Annotated in this window: 21 protein-coding genes; 20 read left to right on the forward strand and 1 reads right to left on the reverse strand. The window is 39.3% G+C overall.

The genetic code is table 11. The features are described from left to right. The first annotated feature begins 7 nt into the window (after positions 1-7). The 11 genes from tmk (at position 8) to LG372_RS00485 (ending at position 8601) form a co-directional block, all read left to right on the forward strand. The gene (gene tmk, locus LG372_RS00435) at positions 8-646 is read left to right on the forward strand and encodes a dTMP kinase (RefSeq protein WP_042751350.1); all 639 of its coding nucleotides are present in this window, start codon (positions 8-10) and stop codon (positions 644-646) included. Next, positions 643-1533 (forward strand): DNA polymerase III subunit delta', encoded by an 891-nt coding sequence (locus LG372_RS00440; protein ID WP_125415934.1) that lies wholly within the window; start codon positions 643-645, stop codon positions 1531-1533. The genes tmk and LG372_RS00440 overlap by 4 nt, the downstream gene beginning before the upstream one ends. Before the next feature lie 39 nt (positions 1534-1572). After that, complete coding sequence (gene yabA, locus LG372_RS00445; RefSeq protein WP_000358228.1) at positions 1573-1890, forward strand: DNA replication initiation control protein YabA; 318 nt, start codon at positions 1573-1575, stop codon at positions 1888-1890. A 2-nt stretch (positions 1891-1892) separates the two neighbouring features. Continuing rightward, complete coding sequence (rsmI, locus tag LG372_RS00450; protein ID WP_225741842.1) at positions 1893-2771, forward strand: 16S rRNA (cytidine(1402)-2'-O)-methyltransferase; 879 nt, start codon at positions 1893-1895, stop codon at positions 2769-2771. A gap of 285 nt (positions 2772-3056) precedes the next feature. Further along, complete coding sequence (trmFO, locus tag LG372_RS00455) at positions 3057-4391, forward strand: methylenetetrahydrofolate--tRNA-(uracil(54)-C(5))-methyltransferase (FADH(2)-oxidizing) TrmFO (RefSeq protein ID WP_225741843.1); 1335 nt, start codon at positions 3057-3059, stop codon at positions 4389-4391. Between the two features lie 83 nt (positions 4392-4474). Beyond that, complete coding sequence (gene pyrH / locus LG372_RS00460; RefSeq protein ID WP_000002996.1) at positions 4475-5212, forward strand: UMP kinase; 738 nt, start codon at positions 4475-4477, stop codon at positions 5210-5212. A gap of 8 nt (positions 5213-5220) precedes the next feature. Continuing rightward, the gene (frr, locus tag LG372_RS00465) at positions 5221-5778 is read left to right on the forward strand and encodes a ribosome recycling factor (protein WP_001262225.1); all 558 of its coding nucleotides are present in this window, start codon (positions 5221-5223) and stop codon (positions 5776-5778) included. 59 nt (positions 5779-5837) lie between these two features. Beyond that, on the forward strand, positions 5838-6692 hold the full coding sequence (cvfB, locus tag LG372_RS00470; RefSeq protein ID WP_045606314.1) for an RNA-binding virulence regulatory protein CvfB: 855 nt from the start codon (positions 5838-5840) through the stop codon (positions 6690-6692). An 11-nt stretch (positions 6693-6703) separates the two neighbouring features. Next, a complete protein-coding gene (locus LG372_RS00475) occupies positions 6704-7261 on the forward strand; it encodes a GrpB family protein (protein WP_042751346.1) in 558 nt (185 codons plus the stop codon). Positions 7262-7305: 44 nt separating this feature from the next. Beyond that, complete coding sequence (locus LG372_RS00480; RefSeq protein ID WP_001232089.1) at positions 7306-7521, forward strand: YozE family protein; 216 nt, start codon at positions 7306-7308, stop codon at positions 7519-7521. Between the two features lie 84 nt (positions 7522-7605). Continuing rightward, a complete protein-coding gene (locus LG372_RS00485) occupies positions 7606-8601 on the forward strand; it encodes a PhoH family protein (protein ID WP_049535376.1) in 996 nt (331 codons plus the stop codon). A 55-nt stretch (positions 8602-8656) separates the two neighbouring features. Here the strand turns inward: LG372_RS00485 and ald are convergent, their stop codons facing one another. Then, positions 8657-9769 carry an alanine dehydrogenase gene (ald, locus tag LG372_RS00490; RefSeq protein WP_225741844.1) on the reverse strand — a complete coding sequence of 371 codons (1113 nt, stop codon included), beginning with the start codon at positions 9767-9769 and terminating at the stop codon, positions 8657-8659. A gap of 304 nt (positions 9770-10073) precedes the next feature. Between ald and LG372_RS00495 the strand changes: the two genes are divergently transcribed. The 9 genes from LG372_RS00495 to LG372_RS00535 all read left to right on the forward strand — a co-directional run bounded on the left by LG372_RS00495 (position 10074) and on the right by LG372_RS00535 (position 18525). Continuing rightward, a complete protein-coding gene (locus tag LG372_RS00495; RefSeq protein ID WP_023947756.1) occupies positions 10074-10652 on the forward strand; it encodes a hypothetical protein in 579 nt (192 codons plus the stop codon). Between the two features lie 547 nt (positions 10653-11199). After that, positions 11200-11763: a hypothetical protein gene (locus LG372_RS00500; RefSeq protein WP_225741845.1), complete on the forward strand. Its 564-nt coding sequence runs from the start codon at positions 11200-11202 to the stop codon at positions 11761-11763. A 113-nt stretch (positions 11764-11876) separates the two neighbouring features. Beyond that, complete coding sequence (locus LG372_RS00505) at positions 11877-12881, forward strand: hypothetical protein (protein WP_225741846.1); 1005 nt, start codon at positions 11877-11879, stop codon at positions 12879-12881. Beyond that, a complete protein-coding gene (locus LG372_RS00510; RefSeq protein ID WP_225741847.1) occupies positions 12878-13849 on the forward strand; it encodes a hypothetical protein in 972 nt (323 codons plus the stop codon). The genes LG372_RS00505 and LG372_RS00510 overlap by 4 nt, the downstream gene beginning before the upstream one ends. Before the next feature lie 190 nt (positions 13850-14039). Continuing rightward, a complete protein-coding gene (locus LG372_RS00515; protein ID WP_023947748.1) occupies positions 14040-14609 on the forward strand; it encodes a GNAT family N-acetyltransferase in 570 nt (189 codons plus the stop codon). 66 nt (positions 14610-14675) lie between these two features. Beyond that, the gene (locus tag LG372_RS00520; protein ID WP_225741848.1) at positions 14676-15326 is read left to right on the forward strand and encodes a helix-hairpin-helix domain-containing protein; all 651 of its coding nucleotides are present in this window, start codon (positions 14676-14678) and stop codon (positions 15324-15326) included. Further along, complete coding sequence (locus tag LG372_RS00525) at positions 15310-17550, forward strand: DNA internalization-related competence protein ComEC/Rec2 (RefSeq protein WP_225741849.1); 2241 nt, start codon at positions 15310-15312, stop codon at positions 17548-17550. The genes LG372_RS00520 and LG372_RS00525 overlap by 17 nt, the downstream gene beginning before the upstream one ends. A 178-nt stretch (positions 17551-17728) precedes the next feature. Further along, entirely contained in the window at positions 17729-17917 is a 189-nt protein-coding gene (locus tag LG372_RS00530) for a hypothetical protein (protein ID WP_225741850.1), read from the forward strand. A 20-nt stretch (positions 17918-17937) separates the two neighbouring features. After that, positions 17938-18525 (forward strand): ATP-binding cassette domain-containing protein, encoded by a 588-nt coding sequence (locus LG372_RS00535; protein WP_225741851.1) that lies wholly within the window; start codon positions 17938-17940, stop codon positions 18523-18525.

The raw sequence follows: 18525 nt of genomic DNA on the forward strand, positions 1-18525 counted from the left end.
GTTAGACATGTCAAAAGGATTTTTAGTCTCTCTTGAGGGACCAGAGGGAGCAGGCAAGACCAGTGTTTTAGAGGCTCTGCTACCAATTTTAGAGGAAAAAGGGGTAGAGGTGCTGACGACCCGTGAACCTGGCGGAGTCTTGATTGGGGAGAAGATTCGGGAAGTAATTTTGGATCCAAGTCATACTCAGATGGATGCTAAAACAGAGCTTTTGCTCTATATCGCCAGTCGCAGACAGCACTTGGTGGAAAAAGTTCTCCCTGCCCTTGAAGCTGGTAAGTTGGTCATTATGGATCGTTTTATCGATAGTTCTGTTGCCTATCAGGGATTTGGTCGTGGTTTGGACATTGAAGCCATTGACTGGCTTAACCAGTTTGCGACAGATGGCCTCAAACCCGATTTGACACTCTATTTTGACATCGAGGTGGAAGAAGGACTGGCTCGCATTGCTGCTAATAGCAATCGTGAGGTCAATCGTTTGGACTTGGAAGGGTTGGACTTGCATAAAAAAGTCCGTCAAGGTTACCTTTCTCTTCTGGACAAAGAAGGAAGTCGTATTGTCAAGATTGATGCTAGTTTTCCTTTGGAGCAAGTTGTGGAAACTACCAAGACTGTCTTGTTTGATAGAATGGGATTGGCTAAATGAAACAAGATCAACTAAAGGCCTGGCAACCAGATCAGTTTGACCGATTTGTCCGTATCCTAGAACAAGACCAGCTCAATCATGCCTACCTCTTTTCAGGTTTCTTTGGAAGCTTGGAAATGGCGCAATTTTTAGCTAAGAGCCTCTTTTGTACAGATAAAGTAGGTGTTTTACCATGTGAGAAATGCCGAAATTGTAAGCTGATTGAAAAGGGAGAGTTTCCCGATGTCACTTTGATTAAGCCAGTCAATCAGGTCATTAAGACAGAACGCATTCGGGAATTGGTGGGCCAGTTTTCCCAAGCAGGAATTGAAAGCCAGCAGCAGGTTTTTATTATCGAGCAAGCTGAGAAGATGCACCCCAACGCAGCCAATTCTCTGCTCAAGGTCATCGAAGAACCCCAGAGTGAGGTTTATATTTTCTTCTTGACAAGCGATGAAGAAAAGATTTTACCGACAATCCGAAGTCGGACCCAGATTTTCCACTTTAAAAAACAAGAAGAGAAGCTGATCTTGCTATTAGAACAAATGGGACTGGTTAAGAAAAAAGCGACTCTTTTAGCTCAGTTTAGTCAATCGCGAGCTGAAGCAGAAAAGTTGGCAAATCAGGCAAGTTTTTGGACCTTGGTCGATGAAAGTGAACGCCTGCTGACTTGGTTAGTAGCTAAGAAAAAAGAAAGTTATCTGCAGGTTGCTAAATTAGCCAACTTGGCAGATGACAAGGAAAAACAAGATCAGGTTTTACGGATTCTTGAAGTTCTCTGTGGACAAGATATCCTACAAGCAAGAGTAAGAGTGATTTTACAAGATTTGCTAGAAGCTAGAAAAATGTGGCAAGCTAATGTCAGCTTTCAAAATGCCATGGAATATCTGGTCTTGAAAGAAATATAAACTCAAAAATGAATGATAAAGAAAGGAAAGGGCTGTTTTATGGACAAAAAAGAATTATTTGACGCGCTGGACGATTTTTCCCAACAGTTATTGGTAACCTTGGCCGATGTTGAAGCCATCAAGAAAAATCTCAAGAGCCTGGTAGAGGAAAATACAGCTCTTCGTTTGGAAAATAGTAAGTTACGAGAACGCTTGGGTGAGGTGGAAGCAGATGCTCCCGTCAAGGCTAAGCATGTTCGTGAAAGTGTCCGTCGCATTTACCGTGATGGATTTCACGTTTGTAATGATTTTTATGGACAACGTCGAGAGCAGGACGAGGAATGTATGTTCTGTGACGAGTTGTTATACAGGGAGTAGGCATGCAGATTCAAAAAAGTTTTAAGGGGCAGTCTCCCTATGGCAAGCTGTATCTAGTGGCAACGCCGATTGGCAATTTAGATGATATGACCTTTCGAGCTATCCAGACCTTGAAAGAAGTGGACTGGATTGCTGCTGAGGACACGCGCAATACTGGGCTTTTGCTCAAGCATTTTGATATTTCTACTAAGCAGATTAGTTTTCATGAGCACAATGCCAAGGAAAAGATTCCTGATTTGATTAGTTTCCTGAAAGCAGGACAAAGTATTGCTCAGGTTTCTGATGCGGGTCTGCCTAGCATCTCAGACCCTGGTCATGATTTGGTTAAGGCAGCCATTGAGGAAGATATTGCTGTTGTCACAGTTCCAGGTGCCTCTGCAGGAATTTCTGCCTTGATCGCTAGTGGTTTAGCGCCACAGCCACATATCTTTTACGGCTTTTTACCGAGAAAGTCAGGCCAGCAAAAGCAATTTTTCGACTCAAAAAAAGATTATCCTGAAACTCAGATTTTCTATGAATCGCCTCATCGTGTAGCAGATACGTTGGAAAATATGCTAGAAGTCTACGGTGACCGCTCGGTGGCCTTGGTTAGAGAATTGACCAAAATCTATGAAGAATACCAAAGAGGTACCATTTTAGAGTTATTAGAAAGCATAGCTGAAACGCCACTTAAGGGAGAATGCCTTCTCATCGTTGAAGGTGCCAGTCAGGATGTGGAGGAAAAAGATGAGGAGGACTTGTTCTTAGAAATCCAAGTCCGCATCCAGCAAGGCATGAAGAAAAACCAAGCTATTAAGGAAGTTGCTAAGATTTACCAGTGGAATAAGAGCCAGCTTTACGCAGCCTACCACGACTGGGAAGAAAATCAAGAAAATGACTAAACAGGGAAGTTTGCCTTCTTCCCTTTTTTTGTTATACTAGTAGAAGAAAAAATTAGAAAGATTTGTGGGAGTGAAAAAGTCCGGGGGACTTTTTCAGCCTGAGCCAAGAAACTCGAAAGCGAAGTAAGTCCGGGGGACTTTTTCAGCCTGAGCCAGGAAATTCGAAAGCGAAGTAAGTCCTGTGGACTTTTTCAGCCTGAGCCAGGAAATTCGAAAGCGAAGTAAGTCCGATTGGCTTTTTCAATGTGAAACTTGTCTTCACACTCCCAAAGAGGTATTAGTGTCGTGTCTCAATCTTATATCAATGTTATCGGTGCTGGTTTGGCAGGTTCTGAAGCAGCCTACCAAATCGCAGAACGTGGTATTCCAGTTAAACTCTATGAAATGCGTGGAATCAAATCAACACCCCAGCACAAAACAGACAATTTTGCTGAGTTGGTTTGCTCCAATTCTCTTCGCGGTGATGCTCTGACTAATGCTGTCGGGCTTCTCAAGGAAGAAATGCGTCGCCTGGGTTCTATTATTTTGGAATCTGCTGAGGCTACACGTGTTCCTGCAGGTGGGGCGCTTGCGGTGGACCGAGATGGTTTCTCCCAAATGGTGACCGAAAAAGTAGCAAATCATCCCCTAATCGAAGTAGTACGTGATGAAATTACAGAATTGCCGACAGATGTTATTACAGTTGTGGCGACTGGTCCCTTGACTAGCGATGCACTGGCTGAAAAGATCCATGCCCTTAATGACGGCGATGGTTTCTATTTCTACGATGCGGCAGCGCCTATTATCGATGTCAATACCATTGATATGAGCAAGGTCTATCTCAAGTCACGTTATGATAAGGGAGAGGCGGCCTATCTCAACGCTCCAATGACAAAACAAGAGTTTATGGATTTCCATGAAGCCTTGGTTAATGCGGAAGAAGCACCGCTCAATTATTTTGAAAAAGAAAAGTACTTTGAAGGCTGTATGCCTATCGAAGTCATGGCTAAACGAGGTATTAAAACCATGCTCTATGGCCCTATGAAGCCAGTTGGACTTGAGTATCCAGACGATTATACAGGCCCTCGTGATGGAGAATTCAAAACACCTTATGCGGTTGTGCAACTTCGTCAGGATAATGCGGCTGGTAGTCTCTACAATATTGTTGGTTTCCAAACCCACCTCAAATGGGGAGAACAAAAGCGTGTCTTCCAAATGATTCCAGGCCTTGAAAATGCGGAGTTTGTACGTTATGGTGTCATGCACCGCAATTCTTATATGGATTCACCAAATCTTCTTGAGCAAACCTATCGTTCCAAGAAACAGCCAAATCTCTTCTTTGCTGGTCAAATGACGGGTGTGGAAGGCTATGTAGAGTCAGCTGCGTCAGGATTAGTTGCGGGAATTAACGCGGCTCGTCTTTTCAAGGGAGAAAGTAAAGCAATCTTCCCAGAGACAACAGCGATTGGAAGTCTAGCTCATTACATCACCCATGCGGACAGCAAACATTTCCAACCAATGAATGTCAATTTTGGAATCATCAAGGAGTTGGAAGGCGAACGTATTCGTGATAAGAAGGCTCGTTATGAAAAAATTGCAGAGCGTGCCCTCAGCGCTTTAGAGGAATTTTTAACTGTCTAATTTTTTTGAAAGAATTGCTCATGATACTATAAAAATCTTAGAAATTGTGATAAAATAGGTAGGATAAAAGAAGGAGAGTGAAAATGGCGAATCCCAAGTATAAACGTATTTTAATTAAGTTATCAGGTGAAGCCCTTGCCGGTGAACGTGGCGTAGGGATTGATATCCAAACAGTTCAAACAATCGCAAAAGAGATTCAAGAAGTTCATAGCTTAGGTATCGAAATTGCCCTTGTTATTGGTGGAGGAAATCTCTGGCGTGGTGAACCTGCAGCAGAAGCAGGTATGGACCGCGTTCAGGCAGATTACACAGGAATGCTTGGGACTGTTATGAATGCTCTTGTGATGGCAGATTCATTGCAGCAAGTTGGGGTCGATACGCGTGTACAAACAGCGATTGCTATGCAACAAGTGGCAGAGCCTTATGTCCGTGGACGTGCCCTTCGTCACCTTGAAAAAGGCCGTATCGTTATCTTTGGTGCCGGAATTGGTTCACCTTACTTCTCAACAGATACAACAGCGGCTCTTCGTGCAGCTGAAATCGAAGCGGATGCTATCCTTATGGCTAAAAATGGCGTAGATGGTGTTTACAATGCCGATCCTAAGAAGGACAAGACCGCTGTTAAATTTGAAGAATTGACCCACCGTGACGTTATCAATAAAGGTCTCCGTATCATGGACTCAACAGCTTCAACCCTCTCAATGGATAACGACATTGACTTGGTTGTCTTTAACATGAACCAACCAGGCAACATCAAACGTGTCGTATTTGGTGAAAATATCGGAACAACAGTTTCAAATAATATTGAAGAAAAGGAATAAGAAAGATTATGGCTAACGCAATTATTGAAAAAGCTAAAGAGAGAATGACCCAGTCTCACCAATCACTTGCTCGTGAATTTGGTGGTATCCGTGCAGGCCGTGCCAATGCAAGTTTACTTGACCGTGTACATGTAGAATACTATGGAGTAGAAACTCCTCTTAACCAAATCGCTTCAATTACGATTCCAGAAGCGCGTGTTTTGTTGGTAACACCATTTGACAAGTCTTCATTGAAAGACATCGAACGTGCCTTGAATGCCTCTGATCTTGGTATCACACCAGCTAACGACGGTTCTGTTATTCGTTTGGTTATCCCAGCTCTAACAGAAGAAACTCGTCGTGACCTTGCTAAAGAAGTGAAGAAGGTCGGCGAAAATGCTAAAGTGGCTGTCCGCAATATCCGTCGCGATGCTATGGACGAAGCTAAGAAACAAGAAAAAGCAAAAGAAATCACTGAAGACGAATTGAAGACTCTTGAAAAAGACATTCAAAAAGTAACAGACGATGCTGTCAAACACATCGACGACATGACTGCCAACAAAGAAAAAGAACTTTTGGAAGTCTAAAAATAAACAGAAAAACTCAGTTGGCATTGCTGGCTGAGTTTTATTCGAAAGAAGGAAATATGAATACAAATCTTGCAAGTTTTATCGTTGGGCTCATCATCGATGAAAACGACCGTTTTTACTTTGTGCAAAAGGATGGTCAAACCTATGCTCTTGCTAAGGAAGAAGGTCAACATACAGTAGGGGATACGGTCAAAGGTTTTGCCTACACGGATATGAAGCAAAAACTCCGCCTGACAACCATAGAAGTGACTGCCACTCAGGACCAATTTGGTTGGGGAACTGTAACGGAAGTTCGTAAAGACTTGGGTGTCTTTGTGGATACAGGCCTTCCTGACAAGGAAATCGTTGTGTCACTCGATATCCTCCCTGAGCTTAAGGAACTTTGGCCTAAGAAGGGCGACCAACTTTACATCCGTCTTGAAGTGGACAAGAAAGACCGTATCTGGGGTCTCTTGGCTTATCAAGAAGATTTCCAACGTCTGGCTCGTCCTGCCTACAACAACATGCAGAACCAAAATTGGCCAGCCATTGTATACCGTCTCAAGCTGTCAGGAACTTTTGTTTACCTGCCAGAAAATAACATGCTTGGCTTTATCCATCCTAGCGAACGCTATGCAGAGCCACGTTTGGGACAAGTTCTAGATGCGCGTGTCATTGGTTTTCGTGAAGTGGACCGTACCTTGAACCTTTCCCTTAAACCACGTTCTTTTGAGATGTTGGAAAATGATGCTCAGATGATTTTGACTTATTTGGAAAGCAATGGCGGTTTCATGACCTTAAATGATAAGTCATCCCCTGAGGACATCAAGGCAACCTTTGGCATTTCTAAAGGTCAGTTCAAGAAAGCACTCGGTGGCTTGATGAAGGCTGGCAAAATCAAGCAAGACCAGTTTGGGACAGAGTTGATTTAGGCCTTATAGACATGAAAAAGAAACTTGAAGAAATGAGTTTAGAGGAACTCTGGCAACTTTTTCCTATTTTTCTAGTAGAGTACAAGTCAGAGTGGAAAGACTGGTATGAATCGGAAAAAGCAAATCTGAAAAAAATATTGGGTGCCAATGTTATTAAAAGAATAGAGCATATCGGTAGCACTGCTATCCCTAATATTTGGGCCAAAAATATCGTCGATATTCTGCTAGAAGTAGGTAGAATAGAGGATTTAGCAAGAGTTAGGGATTTATTGGTGAAGAATGGTTGGCTAGTGATGTCGGAGAATCCTAACAGGATTTCGCTAAATAAAGGCTATACAGAGCAGGGATTTGCTGAGAAAGTTTTTCATTTACATTTGCGAATGACGGGAGATCATAACGAGATTTATTTTAGAGATTATCTTTGCCAGCATCCAGATATCGCCCAAGCGTATCAGGAATTAAAACTCAGTTTGTGGAAACAATTTGAACACAATCGAGACGCCTATACAGATGCGAAAACGGATTTTATAAACCACTATGTGTCAGAGGCTAAGTCCAGTAATTTTTAATAATCAGAAAAGTTTCATCAAAAAAGTCTTGATAGGAGAAAGAATTGAGAAAATCATTTTACACTTGGCTCATGACCGAGCGCAACCCTAAAAGTAACAGCCCCAAAGCCATTTTGGCAGACCTCGCTTTTGAAGAGTCTTCCTTCCCAAAACACACCGATGATTTTGATGAGGTGAGTCGCTTTTTAGAAGAACATGCCAGTTTCTCTTTTAACCTAGGAGACTTTGACGCTATCTGGCAAGAATACTTAGAACACTAGCATGATTCACTGGGTTTGGGCTAGTAATTTCTCCACCCCTTTGCTATAATAAAAAGAAATAAAAGGATTAGAGAGGTTCTTTATTTGAAGGAACATTCAATAGACATTCAACTGAGTCATCCAGATGACTTGTTTCATCTTTTTGGTTCCAATGAGCGCCATCTTCGTTTGATGGAAGAAGAGCTTGATGTGGTGATTCATGCTCGTACGGAGATTGTCCAAGTTTTGGGAGAAGAGACTGCCTGTGAGGAAGCTCGTCAGGTTATTCAAGCTCTCATGGTCTTGGTGAATCGTGGGATGACCGTTGGTACGCCAGATGTGGTGACTGCAATTAGCATGGTTAAAAACGATGAAATCGACAAGTTTGTCGCCCTTTACGAAGAAGAAATCATCAAGGATAATACTGGGAAGCCTATCCGTGTCAAAACACTGGGTCAAAAACTTTATGTGGACAGTGTCAAACAGCATGATGTGACCTTTGGAATTGGGCCTGCAGGGACAGGGAAGACCTTTCTTGCAGTTACTTTGGCAGTGACAGCTCTTAAACGTGGTCAGGTTAAGCGAATTATCCTGACTCGTCCAGCAGTGGAAGCAGGTGAGAGTCTTGGATTTCTTCCGGGTGACCTCAAGGAAAAGGTCGATCCTTACCTTAGACCTGTTTATGATGCCTTGTATCAGATTCTGGGAAAAGACCAAACCACTCGTCTCATGGAGCGTGAAATTATCGAGATTGCTCCCCTTGCCTATATGCGTGGACGGACCTTGGATGATGCCTTTGTCATTCTCGATGAGGCGCAAAATACGACCATCATGCAGATGAAGATGTTTTTGACTCGTTTAGGCTTTAATTCTAAGATGATTGTCAATGGAGATATCAGCCAGATTGACTTACCACGCAATGTCAAATCTGGTTTGATTGATGCCCAAGAAAAGCTCAAGAACATTCACCAGATTGACTTTGTGCATTTTTCAGCTAAGGATGTGGTTCGCCACCCAGTTGTCGCTCAGATTATCCGAGCTTATGAACCAGCTCCAGTTAAAAATGAAGAGCGTGAAGAAGTCCAAGAAGAAACAGAATAGCAAAAAAGAGCAGTTCAAGTGGACTTGCTCTTTCTTTTATCTGATAATTAGATTTTTATACTAGTTCATCAATTGGAGTATGTTTTTTATCGAGACCTTGGGCTACTGGAAGACTGGTTAAGTAACCTTGATAAGTGGTAACACCTTGGCGCAAGCCCTCATCTTCAGCAATTGATTGTACAAATCCTTTTTCGGCCAAAGCTTCGATATAAGGAAGAGTGACATTGGTTAGGGCGATGGTAGAAGTACGGGCAACTGCACCAGGGATGTTGGCAACGGCATAGTGGAGCACACCGTGTTTTTCATATACAGGCTCATCGTGCGTTGTCACACGGTCAGCTGTCTCGATAACGCCACCTTGGTCAACGGCAACGTCAACGATGACAGATCCTGGACGCATTTGTTTGACCATCTCATCTGTCACCAATTTTGGTGCCTTGGCACCAGGAATGAGAACCGCTCCGATCACCACATCCGCATCTCTCACACTAGCTTCGATGTTGAATGAATTGGACATGAGAGTTTGAATTTGGTGGCCAAAGACCTCCTCTAAAACGGAGAGACGTTTAGCACTGATATCAAGGATGGTTACTTGAGCTCCCAATCCTAAAGCGATGCGGGCAGCATGGGTCCCTACGACACCGCCACCGATGATGGTTACTTTCCCTTTAGGTACACCCGGTACACCACCCAGTAGGACACCAGAACCTCCTGCTTGCTTAGTTAGGAAATGAGCACCGATTTGGACTGCCATACGGCCTGCAACCTCACTCATAGGAACGAGGAGTGGTAACTGACCTTGGGAATCACGAATAGTTTCATAGGCAATCCCCGTTGTTTTCGCTACTAGCATAGCATCTGCTAATTCAGGAGCAGCGGCCATGTGCAAGTAGGTGAAGAGAAGCAGGTCGTCACGTAAGTAACCATATTCAGAAGTTAATGGTTCTTTTACTTTCACGACTAACTCTGCAGCCCAAGCTTCACCAGAAGTAGCGACAATCTCAGCTCCTTGCTTTTGATAGTCATCATCAGTAAATCCTGAACCGAGACCAGCATTTGTTTCGATAAGGACGCGATGACCACGACCGACTAAGCTGTGGACACCAGCAGGTGTGAGGGCGACACGGTTTTCATTATTCTTAATTTCTTTTGGAATTCCGATTAACATAGAGAAAAACTCCCTTTCTATTGACGGGTTGTAAATGATTTATCACAATTATCTATAAAATAAGGTGATGATTTTATTCTATATGAAACCGCTTTAAAAATCAAGAAAAACTTGTTGTAACTTCTTTTTTATGCTAGACTGATAGAAAATACTTTTGAATGGTAGAAACGTATGGAATCATTCTTTTTAAAACTAGCCAGTATCCAATAGTGGAGACATAGCGTTTATTGCTTAGATTTCTAACTTTGGATGATATGGAAGCAATGTTTGAGTATGCATCAGATAAGAAAAATAGGAGATTCTCTTGGACGAAAAGCAAATTATAAAGTTAAAGGACGTTGAATTTGTAGGCATTGGTAATTTTGAAGGGGAAACAGTTTTTTTTGATAAGAAAACAGACAAGATGTTCTTAGGTCATTCTAAAAGAAAGTTTAAAGTGTCTCCTATCGCTTTCTCAACAGGAGTAGCACTTATCCTTTATGTGATTGTAAGAGAAATAACAAAAGTTCAGGTGTTTAGTGGTTTTTGGCCCTTGACTTTTGGTTTTTTTCTAATGATCATTGTCTCAAAACTCCTCTACAGACCAGCTTTGAATGAAGAATTAATTATTAGTCCTTTTGTGCTTTCAAACGTTGATATGATAACTTTTCTTAAAAATGAGAAGAAAAATATAGTTAAGAGCCATCTAATTATATTATTGGCATTTCTTTTTCCAGTGCTTTTTTCTATAGTTTATTTATTGACTTCTAATTTTTTGTTTTTGTTTTTAGCCATTTTATTTTTTATGTTCCCCCTATTGTTATTAAACACGAAACCAATACAGAGATTTAAAGTGGTTCATATGTTAGACAAAAAATATTCCCCTAAGGAAAATGATATATGAAAAAATATTTAAAAAATATGGTTCCTATAGGAACAATTGATAAAAATCCAGTTTATTTTGATAAAAAGATTCTAGTTTATACATAGTAAGAAAGAAGACTTCTTTTGGAAACTGCTGGCAGTAGCATGGTCATGATTATTTATGTCATAATTGGAAAAGTTAATTCCAAATACTATTTAACCATTCTGGGAAGATATCAATTTTTAATGATAGGCATCCTGATTTCCTTTATAATAGCCTTTGTTGTTTGTTATGTTACGTACCATCGTGAGAGGAAAGTTGAAAAACTTCAATTAGAGGAAAAAGCAATGAGAGACTTCGTGTTAAGAGAGCGAAAGAATGTCTTTTTTACCTATTTATCTCTTATCATATTACCACTAATTATAATATTCTTTGCATACCTCTTTATCACATATGGCAATATTTCATGGGGAGTTGTTTCAGTTTTATTTATGACTATATATTTTATGTTCTTTTATAATAAAGTATTCCAAAGAGGAAAAATCATAAATGGACTGTATAAAACTTATAATTTAGAAAGGAAATTTTGAAAAGTAAAACTAAGAGTTTCATTGTCCTAGGTATATATCAGGGAAAATCTGTCTACTATAGCAATGAAAATCATCAACTGTTATATTCAATAAAGGATAAAATCAATGGAGCAACTGCTATTACTGGTTACAGTTCAATTGCTCTTGTTTTATATATTGTTTTAAGAAGTATAAGTAAAAATGGGGAAGTACCAACAGATTTTCGTATACTGTCTTTAATCTTTGCTTTTATTATCATTAGTATTGGTAGCAGTCTATTCCTTTATTATGTTTTAAATCGTATCATTGAGTTGAAAGAGTTTCAAATTGATTTAATAAACTATCAAAACTTTTTAAAGCAAGAAAAAAGGAATGTTTTAATATTATATATAACGATGCTCTGTTTTTTGATTATAGGAATAGTGACTGGAATTATTTTCATAAGTTCAGGTAATTATATTAGTCTTGTATTAACTTTATCATCATATTTTATTGTATACACTATTTTAAATACCAAATTGATTAAACGCGGCATGATATTGAGAAAGTTATACAAAGAATTAGAAAATAAAGATATTTAATTGAAAGATCGAGTTCTATAGATTTTTTAATTTATTGAAAAATTAGAATAAGCTGATTAAGCTGTGATTTTTAATTAAACGGACTTAGAGTTAGGTCAATTTAGGAGGTTAATGTGAAAGAAAAAACAGTTAGAGAAGTTGAAGAATTAAATAAAGCTTATTTTAAAAGATTAGCGAACACTCGCGCATCTGTAAGTATGATGGTTATTTCATGGACAGGAGTATTTATATTAGCACTAGAAATTTTCGTTTTTTATTACTATTTTGATACAATCGCTATAATAAATCCATTTATGAATTGGTTCTTTGATTTACTCTTGATTTCTTGTTTCTACCTTATTATTGCATTTTTCATTCCATTAGTTGGTCTCTTTGTATATAAGAAGCAAATTTTGTCAACAATTTTTCTGCTACTAGTCTATATGGTCATATACTTTTCTCTGCAGTTGATGATGCTTTTGATTATAGTTACTTCTATTTCAACGAAGGAATTTACTATAGGATTCTCTCTATATTCTCCAATTTTTATTCCTTTTTTGTTAATCTGTACAGTTGTTGGTTTTGTTTATCACTATTTTTGGCTAAAAAGAGAGTTAAAAAAAGGTTTTTCTACCAATAGAACAATGGGTAATTATTTTGCGAAATCTAGTGCCCACAATAATAATTCTCTTCTCATTATTTTTACAGTTTCCATGTTAGGCGGTGTTCTTTCTGGTAAGTTTGCGCTAGTTTTAGGAATTCTAACAGCGGTACTTTTTAACTATGGCTTCTCCCAACTCATCACAGAAGTTGCCTACCTTTTATATCTAAAAATTCAGAACAAGGAGTATTGGGAAGATGTGCCTACGAAAAAAGAGACTTTTCGAGATTTATTTAAGGGGTTCAGTTTAAAGAAAGCAAAAATTCGTATCCCACTTGAGATGGTAGCTTTTGCAATATTATTAGGGATTATTAATTATAGTGGTTATTCAGATGAGAGCATTAAGCGACCTATTTGGCTGGTCTGGAGTGTCAAATTGTTCATCTATGCAATAGAAATGGATATTTTGGGAAGTTTTATTCTTTATGTTATAAAAAAAGTAAATACTAGATTCAAAAAAGGAAAGAAAAAACAGTGAAAGAAGTTGAAGATTTAAATAAAGTATATTTTAAAAGCTTAGCGAACACTCGCGCATCTGCAAGTATGATGTTGATTTCATTTACAGGAGCAGTCATCTTTGGAGTAGAGCTATACCTAATTGATTTTGGTCTGCAAAAGTCATCGAACATATTTTTTAATTTTATTTTATTATATTCGGTCTATCTTATAGTGGCAACTGTGATTCCACTAGGGATGAGTTTTATTTATCGTAAACAAATTTTATCAACTATTTTATTACTATTATCGTATATAGGAATTTTCTTATCGTTAATGCTAACGTGTTATATTTTGTTCACAGTTAATAATAATGGCTTTCAAGAGTTTAATGAATCGTCAATACCAGTCATTTTGTTTTTAGTATTCTCTACAGTTTGTGGCTTTATTTATCACTATTTTTGGTTGATGCGACAACTGAAAAACGGTTTTTCTGCAAGTCGAACGGTGAGAAATTACTTTGCCAAATCCAGTGCCTACAGTCAAGAATCTATTCTCATTATTTTTATGTTAGTATTGTTAACTGGTGCTTTTTTAGGGAAGTTTGCTATGGTTTTAGGTATTACAAGTACACTCCTTTACTGTTATGCTTTCCCCCAATTGATTATTGAAGTAGTCTATCTTTTATATCTTAAAACTCAAAGCAAGGAATATTGGGAAACAGAACCGGACGGAGAGGTCAGTTTTAGAAATTTATTCAGAAATTTATTTAAAGAATTTAGTCTGAAGAAAGCTAAAATTCGCATTCCTCTTGAAATATTTTTACTTCTTCTTATTATTTACATTGATGGGGGAAATGCCTACATCAATGTATTTATTAATCAAACACGTTGGCTGCTTTGGCTTATTAGAATATTTATAATCTCAATAGGACTAGATATTTTGGGAAGTTTTATTCTTTATGTCATAAAAAAAGTAAATATTAGATTCAAAAAAGGAAAGAAAAAATGATGAATCTTCATTGTCAGTAGGACTCTGAATTATGTAATTATTGATTTTAAGAAACATTTAGAAATGCTTCCAAATACCAGAAAACTCTCTGCTCTAGAATCAGTTATCTGGTATTCTTTGTTCGCGCTTCTTGTTGTAACTTCTTTTTTATGCTAGACTGGTAGAAAATATTTTTAAATGGAGGAGAAGTATGAAATCAATCTTTTTAAAACTAGCTCAGTATCCCATAGTGGAGACTGAGCGTTTATTACTTAGACCTGTAACTTTGGATGATGCGCAAGAAATGTTTGACTATGCCTCGGACATAGAAAATACACGCTACACTTTTCCAACCAATCAAAGCTTGGAAGAAACCAAGAACAACATTGCTCAGTTCTACTTGGCCAATCCCTTGGGACGGTGGGGAATAGAACTAAAAAGCAATGGTCATTTTATTGGAACCATTGACTTGCACAAGATTGATCCTGTTCTTAAGAAGGCAGCTATTGGCTACATTATCAATAAAAAATATTGGAATCAAGGTTTGACGACAGAAGCCAATCGTACAGTAATTGAGCTAGCTTTTGAGAAGATAGGAATGAATAAGTTAGTTGCTTTACACGATAAGGCTAATCCCGCGTCTGGAAAGGTCATGGAGAAATCAGGCATGCGTTTTTCCCATGCAGAACCATATGCTTGTATGGATCAGCATGAAGAAGGCCGAATCGTTACAAGAGTTCATTATGTCTTGACCAAGGAAGACTATTTTGCAAATAAATAAGCAGTTGAGAAGAAATTTTCAACTGTTTTTTCATCCTCTTACGAATAATCTAAGAGAGGAGAAAATATGGAAGCAATTATCGAGAAAATCAAAGAGTATAGAATCATTGTCATCTGTACTGGTCTGGGCTTGCTTGTAGGCGGATTTTTCCTGCTAAAGCCAGCTCCACAAACACCTGTCAAGGAAACGAATTTGCAGGCAGAAGTTGCAGCTGTTTCCAAGGATTCATCGATCGAAAAGGATGTGAAGAAGGAAGAAAAGGAAGCACCTGTTGAACAAGATCTAATCACAGTAGATGTAAAAGGCGCTGTTAAAGCACCTGGAATTTATGATTTGCCGGTAGGTAGTCGAGTCAATGACGCTGTTCAGAATGCTGGTGGTTTGACAGATCAAGCAGACAGCAAGTCACTCAATCTAGCTCAGAAAGTTAGTGATGAGGCTCTGGTTTACGTTCCATCTAAGGGAGAAGAAGTAGCTGGTCAACAGGCAGGTTCTGGAGCGCCTTCTTCAACAAGCAAGGACAAGAAGGTCAATCTCAACAAGGCCAGTCTGGAAGAACTCAAGCAGGTCAAGGGACTGGGAGGAAAACGAGCTCAGGACATTATCGACCATCGTGAAACAAATGGGAAATTCAAGTCGGTTGATGAACTCAAGAAAGTCTCTGGCATTGGTGCCAAGACCATAGAAAAGCTAAAAGATTATGTTACAGTGGATTAAGAAGTTCCCCATTCCCCTCATTTACCTGAGTTTTCTGTTACTTTGGCTTTATTACGCTATTTTCTCAGGATCCTATCTCGCTTTGCTCGGCTTTATTTTTTTGCTAGTCTGTCTCTTTGTACAATTTCCTTGGAGATCTGCTAGCAAAGTTCTAGTGCTTTGTGGAATCTTTGGATTCTGGTTTCTGTTTCAAAATTGGCAACAGAGTCGAGCGAGTCAAAATTTGGCGGATTCTGTTGAAAGGGTACGGATTTTGCCTGACACTGTTAAGGTCAATGGTGATAGTCTGTCCTTTCGTGGTAAGCATGATGGACGCATTTTTCAAGTCTATTATAAACTCCAGTCCGAGGAGGAGAAAGAACAATTTCAAGCTTTAACAGCCCTTCATGATTTGGAACTTGAAGGAAAACTATCAGAGCCAGAAGGGCAGAGAAATTTTGGTGGTTTTGACTACCAGGCTTATCTGAAGACTCAGGGAATTTTCCAGACTCTCAATATCAAAAAAATACAGTCTCTTAAACAGGTTAGCAGTTGGGATATAGGAGAAAATCTATCCAGTTTACGCCGAAAGGCTGTGGTTTGGATTAAGACGCACTTTCCAGACCCTATGCGCAATTACATGACAGGACTTCTATTAGGACATCTGGACACCGACTTTGAGGAGATGAATGAGCTTTATTCTAGTTTAGGAATTATCCACCTCTTTGCCTTGTCGGGGATGCAGGTAGGCTTTTTCATGGATGGATTTAAGAAACTTCTCTTGCGATTAGGCTTGACCCAAGAAAAGTTGAAATGGCTGACTTATCCCTTTTCCCTTATCTATGCAGGGCTGACAGGATTTTCAGCTTCGGTCATTCGCAGTCTCTTGCAAAAGTTACTGGCTCAACATGGTGTTAAGGGCTTGGATAATTTTGCCTTGACTGTGCTTGTACTCTTTATTATCATGCCCAACTTTTTCCTGACTGCAGGAGGAGTTTTGTCATGTGCTTATGCTTTTATCTTGACAATGACTAGCAAAGAAGAGGAGGGGCTTAAGGCTATTGCCAGAGAAAGTCTGGTTATTTCTTTGGGCATATTACCCATTCTATCCTTCTATTTTGCGGAATTTCAACCTTGGTCCATCCTCTTGACCTTTGTCTTTTCCTTTCTTTTTGACTTGGTCTTCTTACCGCTCTTGTCTATCTTATTTGCCCTTTCCTTTCTTCATCCAGTCATTCAGCTGAATTTTATTTTTGAATGGTTGGAGGGAATGATTCGCTTTGTATCACAGGTGGCAAGTAGACCGCTTGTCTTTGGACAACCCAATGCATGGCTTTTAATTTTATTGTTAATTTCCTTGGCTTTAGTATATGATTTGAGGAAAAACATTAAAAGGTTAGCAGTATTGAGCTTATTGATTACAGGTCTCTTTTTCCTGACCAAGCATCCACTGGAAAATGAAATCACTATGATAGATGTTGGGCAAGGCGAAAGTATTTTCCTACGGGATGTAACTGGGAAAACCATTCTCCTAGATGTTGGTGGCAAGGCAGAGTCTGATAAGAAAATCGAAAAATGGCAAGAAAAGGCGACGACCAGCAATGCCCAGCGAACCTTGATTCCCTATCTCAAAAGTCGAGGAGTGGCCATGATTGACCAGCTAATTTTGACTAACACGGACAAGGAACATGTTGGTGATTTGCTGGAGGTGACCAAGGTATTCCATGTAGGCGAAATTTTAGTGTCAAAAGGCAGTTTGAAACAGAAGGAAATTGTTGCAGAACTAGAGGCGACTCAAACCAAGGTGCGCAGTGTGACAGTTAGGGAGTACTTGCCCATTTTCGGAAGTCAGTTAGAAGTCCTATCTCCAAGGAAAATTGGAGATGGAGGTCATGAAGATTCCCTTGTTCTGTATGGGAAACTCTTGGATAAGCACTTTCTCTTCACTGGAAATTTGGAGGAGAAAGGAGAGAAGGACTTGCTGAAGCACTATCCTGACCTAGAAGTGGATGTTTTGAAAGCTGGCCAACATGGCTCTAAACAATCATCATGTTCAGCCTTTCTAGAAAAACTCAAACAAGAGCTTACTCTTATTTCAGTTGGAAAGAGCAATCGAACGAAACTCTCCCATCAGGAAATCTTGACACGACTGGAAGGTATCAATAGTAAAGTTTACCGAACTGACCAGCAAGGAGCTATACGCTTTAAGGGGTTGAATAGTTGGAAAATCGAAAGTGTTCGATAGGAAGGACAAATATTATATATTAGTAAAATAAACTAAAAATCTGTTGCATAATAATGATAAAAACGATATAATGAAAGCGTCTTCAATATTGATGATATAAAATCATTAAAAATTAGCAAAAACCGTTTAATTAGTTAGTTTATGATCTATTGGTCTTTTTCAGTCCAGTGTATCTGCTGTGACAGTCACTAAAAGTTCAAAGTATGATTGGAATACGGTTTGGGAATATAGTACCAACTATAACGACCATCAATATGCTTGGATTCCGTTATGGTATCGTTATGACAGCTATTCAGAGTATAAAGTTGGTTCTGGCTGGAATTACGATTGTTATGAGGTACTAAACTACTACAGCGGAGGCTATTAATCCAAAAAGGAGGGCTAGGTATGTTGCATCTTACTCATGTGACCTTAAAAACGCGACAAGTCATTTTACAAGATGTTGATTTTACATTTGAAAAGGGTAGGATTTATGGTATTCTTGCTATCAATGGCTCTGGAAAGACGACACTGTTCCGCGCCATTAGCAATTTAATTCCTATAACTAGTGGAAATATCGCAGCCCCTCCTTCTTTGTTTTATTATGAGAGTATTGAATGGCTGGATGGAAACTTAAGTGGGATGGACTACCTTCGTCTTATCAAAAACATCTGGAAGTCAGGGCTGAACTTGGGGGATGAAATTGATTACTGGGAAATGTCTGACTATATCAGCCTTCCCATCCGTAAGTATTCCTTAGGTATGAAGCAACGCTTGGTGATTTCCATGTATTTCCTTAGTCAGGCGAAATGCTGGCTTATGGATGAGATTACAAATGGCTTAGATGAGTATTATCGACAGAAGTTTTTTGATAGGCTGGCACAAATCGATAGACAAGAACAGCTGGTTCTTTTAAGTTCCCACTATAAGGAAGAGTTGCTTGATGTCTGCGATAGAGTAGTAACCATTCATCAGGGGCAGATAGAAGAGGTTTAG

The organism is Streptococcus sp. Marseille-Q5112 (genome assembly GCF_916700555.1).
In the GTDB taxonomy this organism is placed as follows: Bacteria; Bacillota; Bacilli; order Lactobacillales; family Streptococcaceae; genus Streptococcus; species Streptococcus symci.

Bases quoted from the DNA above. Each gene is read 5' to 3' on its own strand.
- cvfB (WP_045606314.1), top strand. From the start codon at position 5,838: ATGAATACAAATCTTGCAAGTTTTATCGTTGGGCTCATCATCGATGAA.
- LG372_RS00440 (WP_125415934.1), top strand. From the start codon at position 643: ATGAAACAAGATCAACTAAAGGCCTGGCAACCAGATCAGTTTGACCGA.
- tmk (WP_042751350.1), top strand. From the start codon at position 8: ATGTCAAAAGGATTTTTAGTCTCTCTTGAGGGACCAGAGGGAGCAGGC.
- LG372_RS00535 (WP_225741851.1), top strand. From the start codon at position 17,938: ATGTTGCATCTTACTCATGTGACCTTAAAAACGCGACAAGTCATTTTA.
- LG372_RS00525 (WP_225741849.1), top strand. From the start codon at position 15,310: ATGTTACAGTGGATTAAGAAGTTCCCCATTCCCCTCATTTACCTGAGT.
- yabA (WP_000358228.1), top strand. From the start codon at position 1,573: ATGGACAAAAAAGAATTATTTGACGCGCTGGACGATTTTTCCCAACAG.
- LG372_RS00515 (WP_023947748.1), top strand. From the start codon at position 14,040: ATGAAATCAATCTTTTTAAAACTAGCTCAGTATCCCATAGTGGAGACT.
- LG372_RS00520 (WP_225741848.1), top strand. From the start codon at position 14,676: ATGGAAGCAATTATCGAGAAAATCAAAGAGTATAGAATCATTGTCATC.
- LG372_RS00475 (WP_042751346.1), top strand. From the start codon at position 6,704: ATGAAAAAGAAACTTGAAGAAATGAGTTTAGAGGAACTCTGGCAACTT.
- frr (WP_001262225.1), top strand. From the start codon at position 5,221: ATGGCTAACGCAATTATTGAAAAAGCTAAAGAGAGAATGACCCAGTCT.
- pyrH (WP_000002996.1), top strand. From the start codon at position 4,475: ATGGCGAATCCCAAGTATAAACGTATTTTAATTAAGTTATCAGGTGAA.
- rsmI (WP_225741842.1), top strand. From the start codon at position 1,893: ATGCAGATTCAAAAAAGTTTTAAGGGGCAGTCTCCCTATGGCAAGCTG.
- ald (WP_225741844.1), bottom strand. From the start codon at position 9,769: ATGTTAATCGGAATTCCAAAAGAAATTAAGAATAATGAAAACCGTGTC.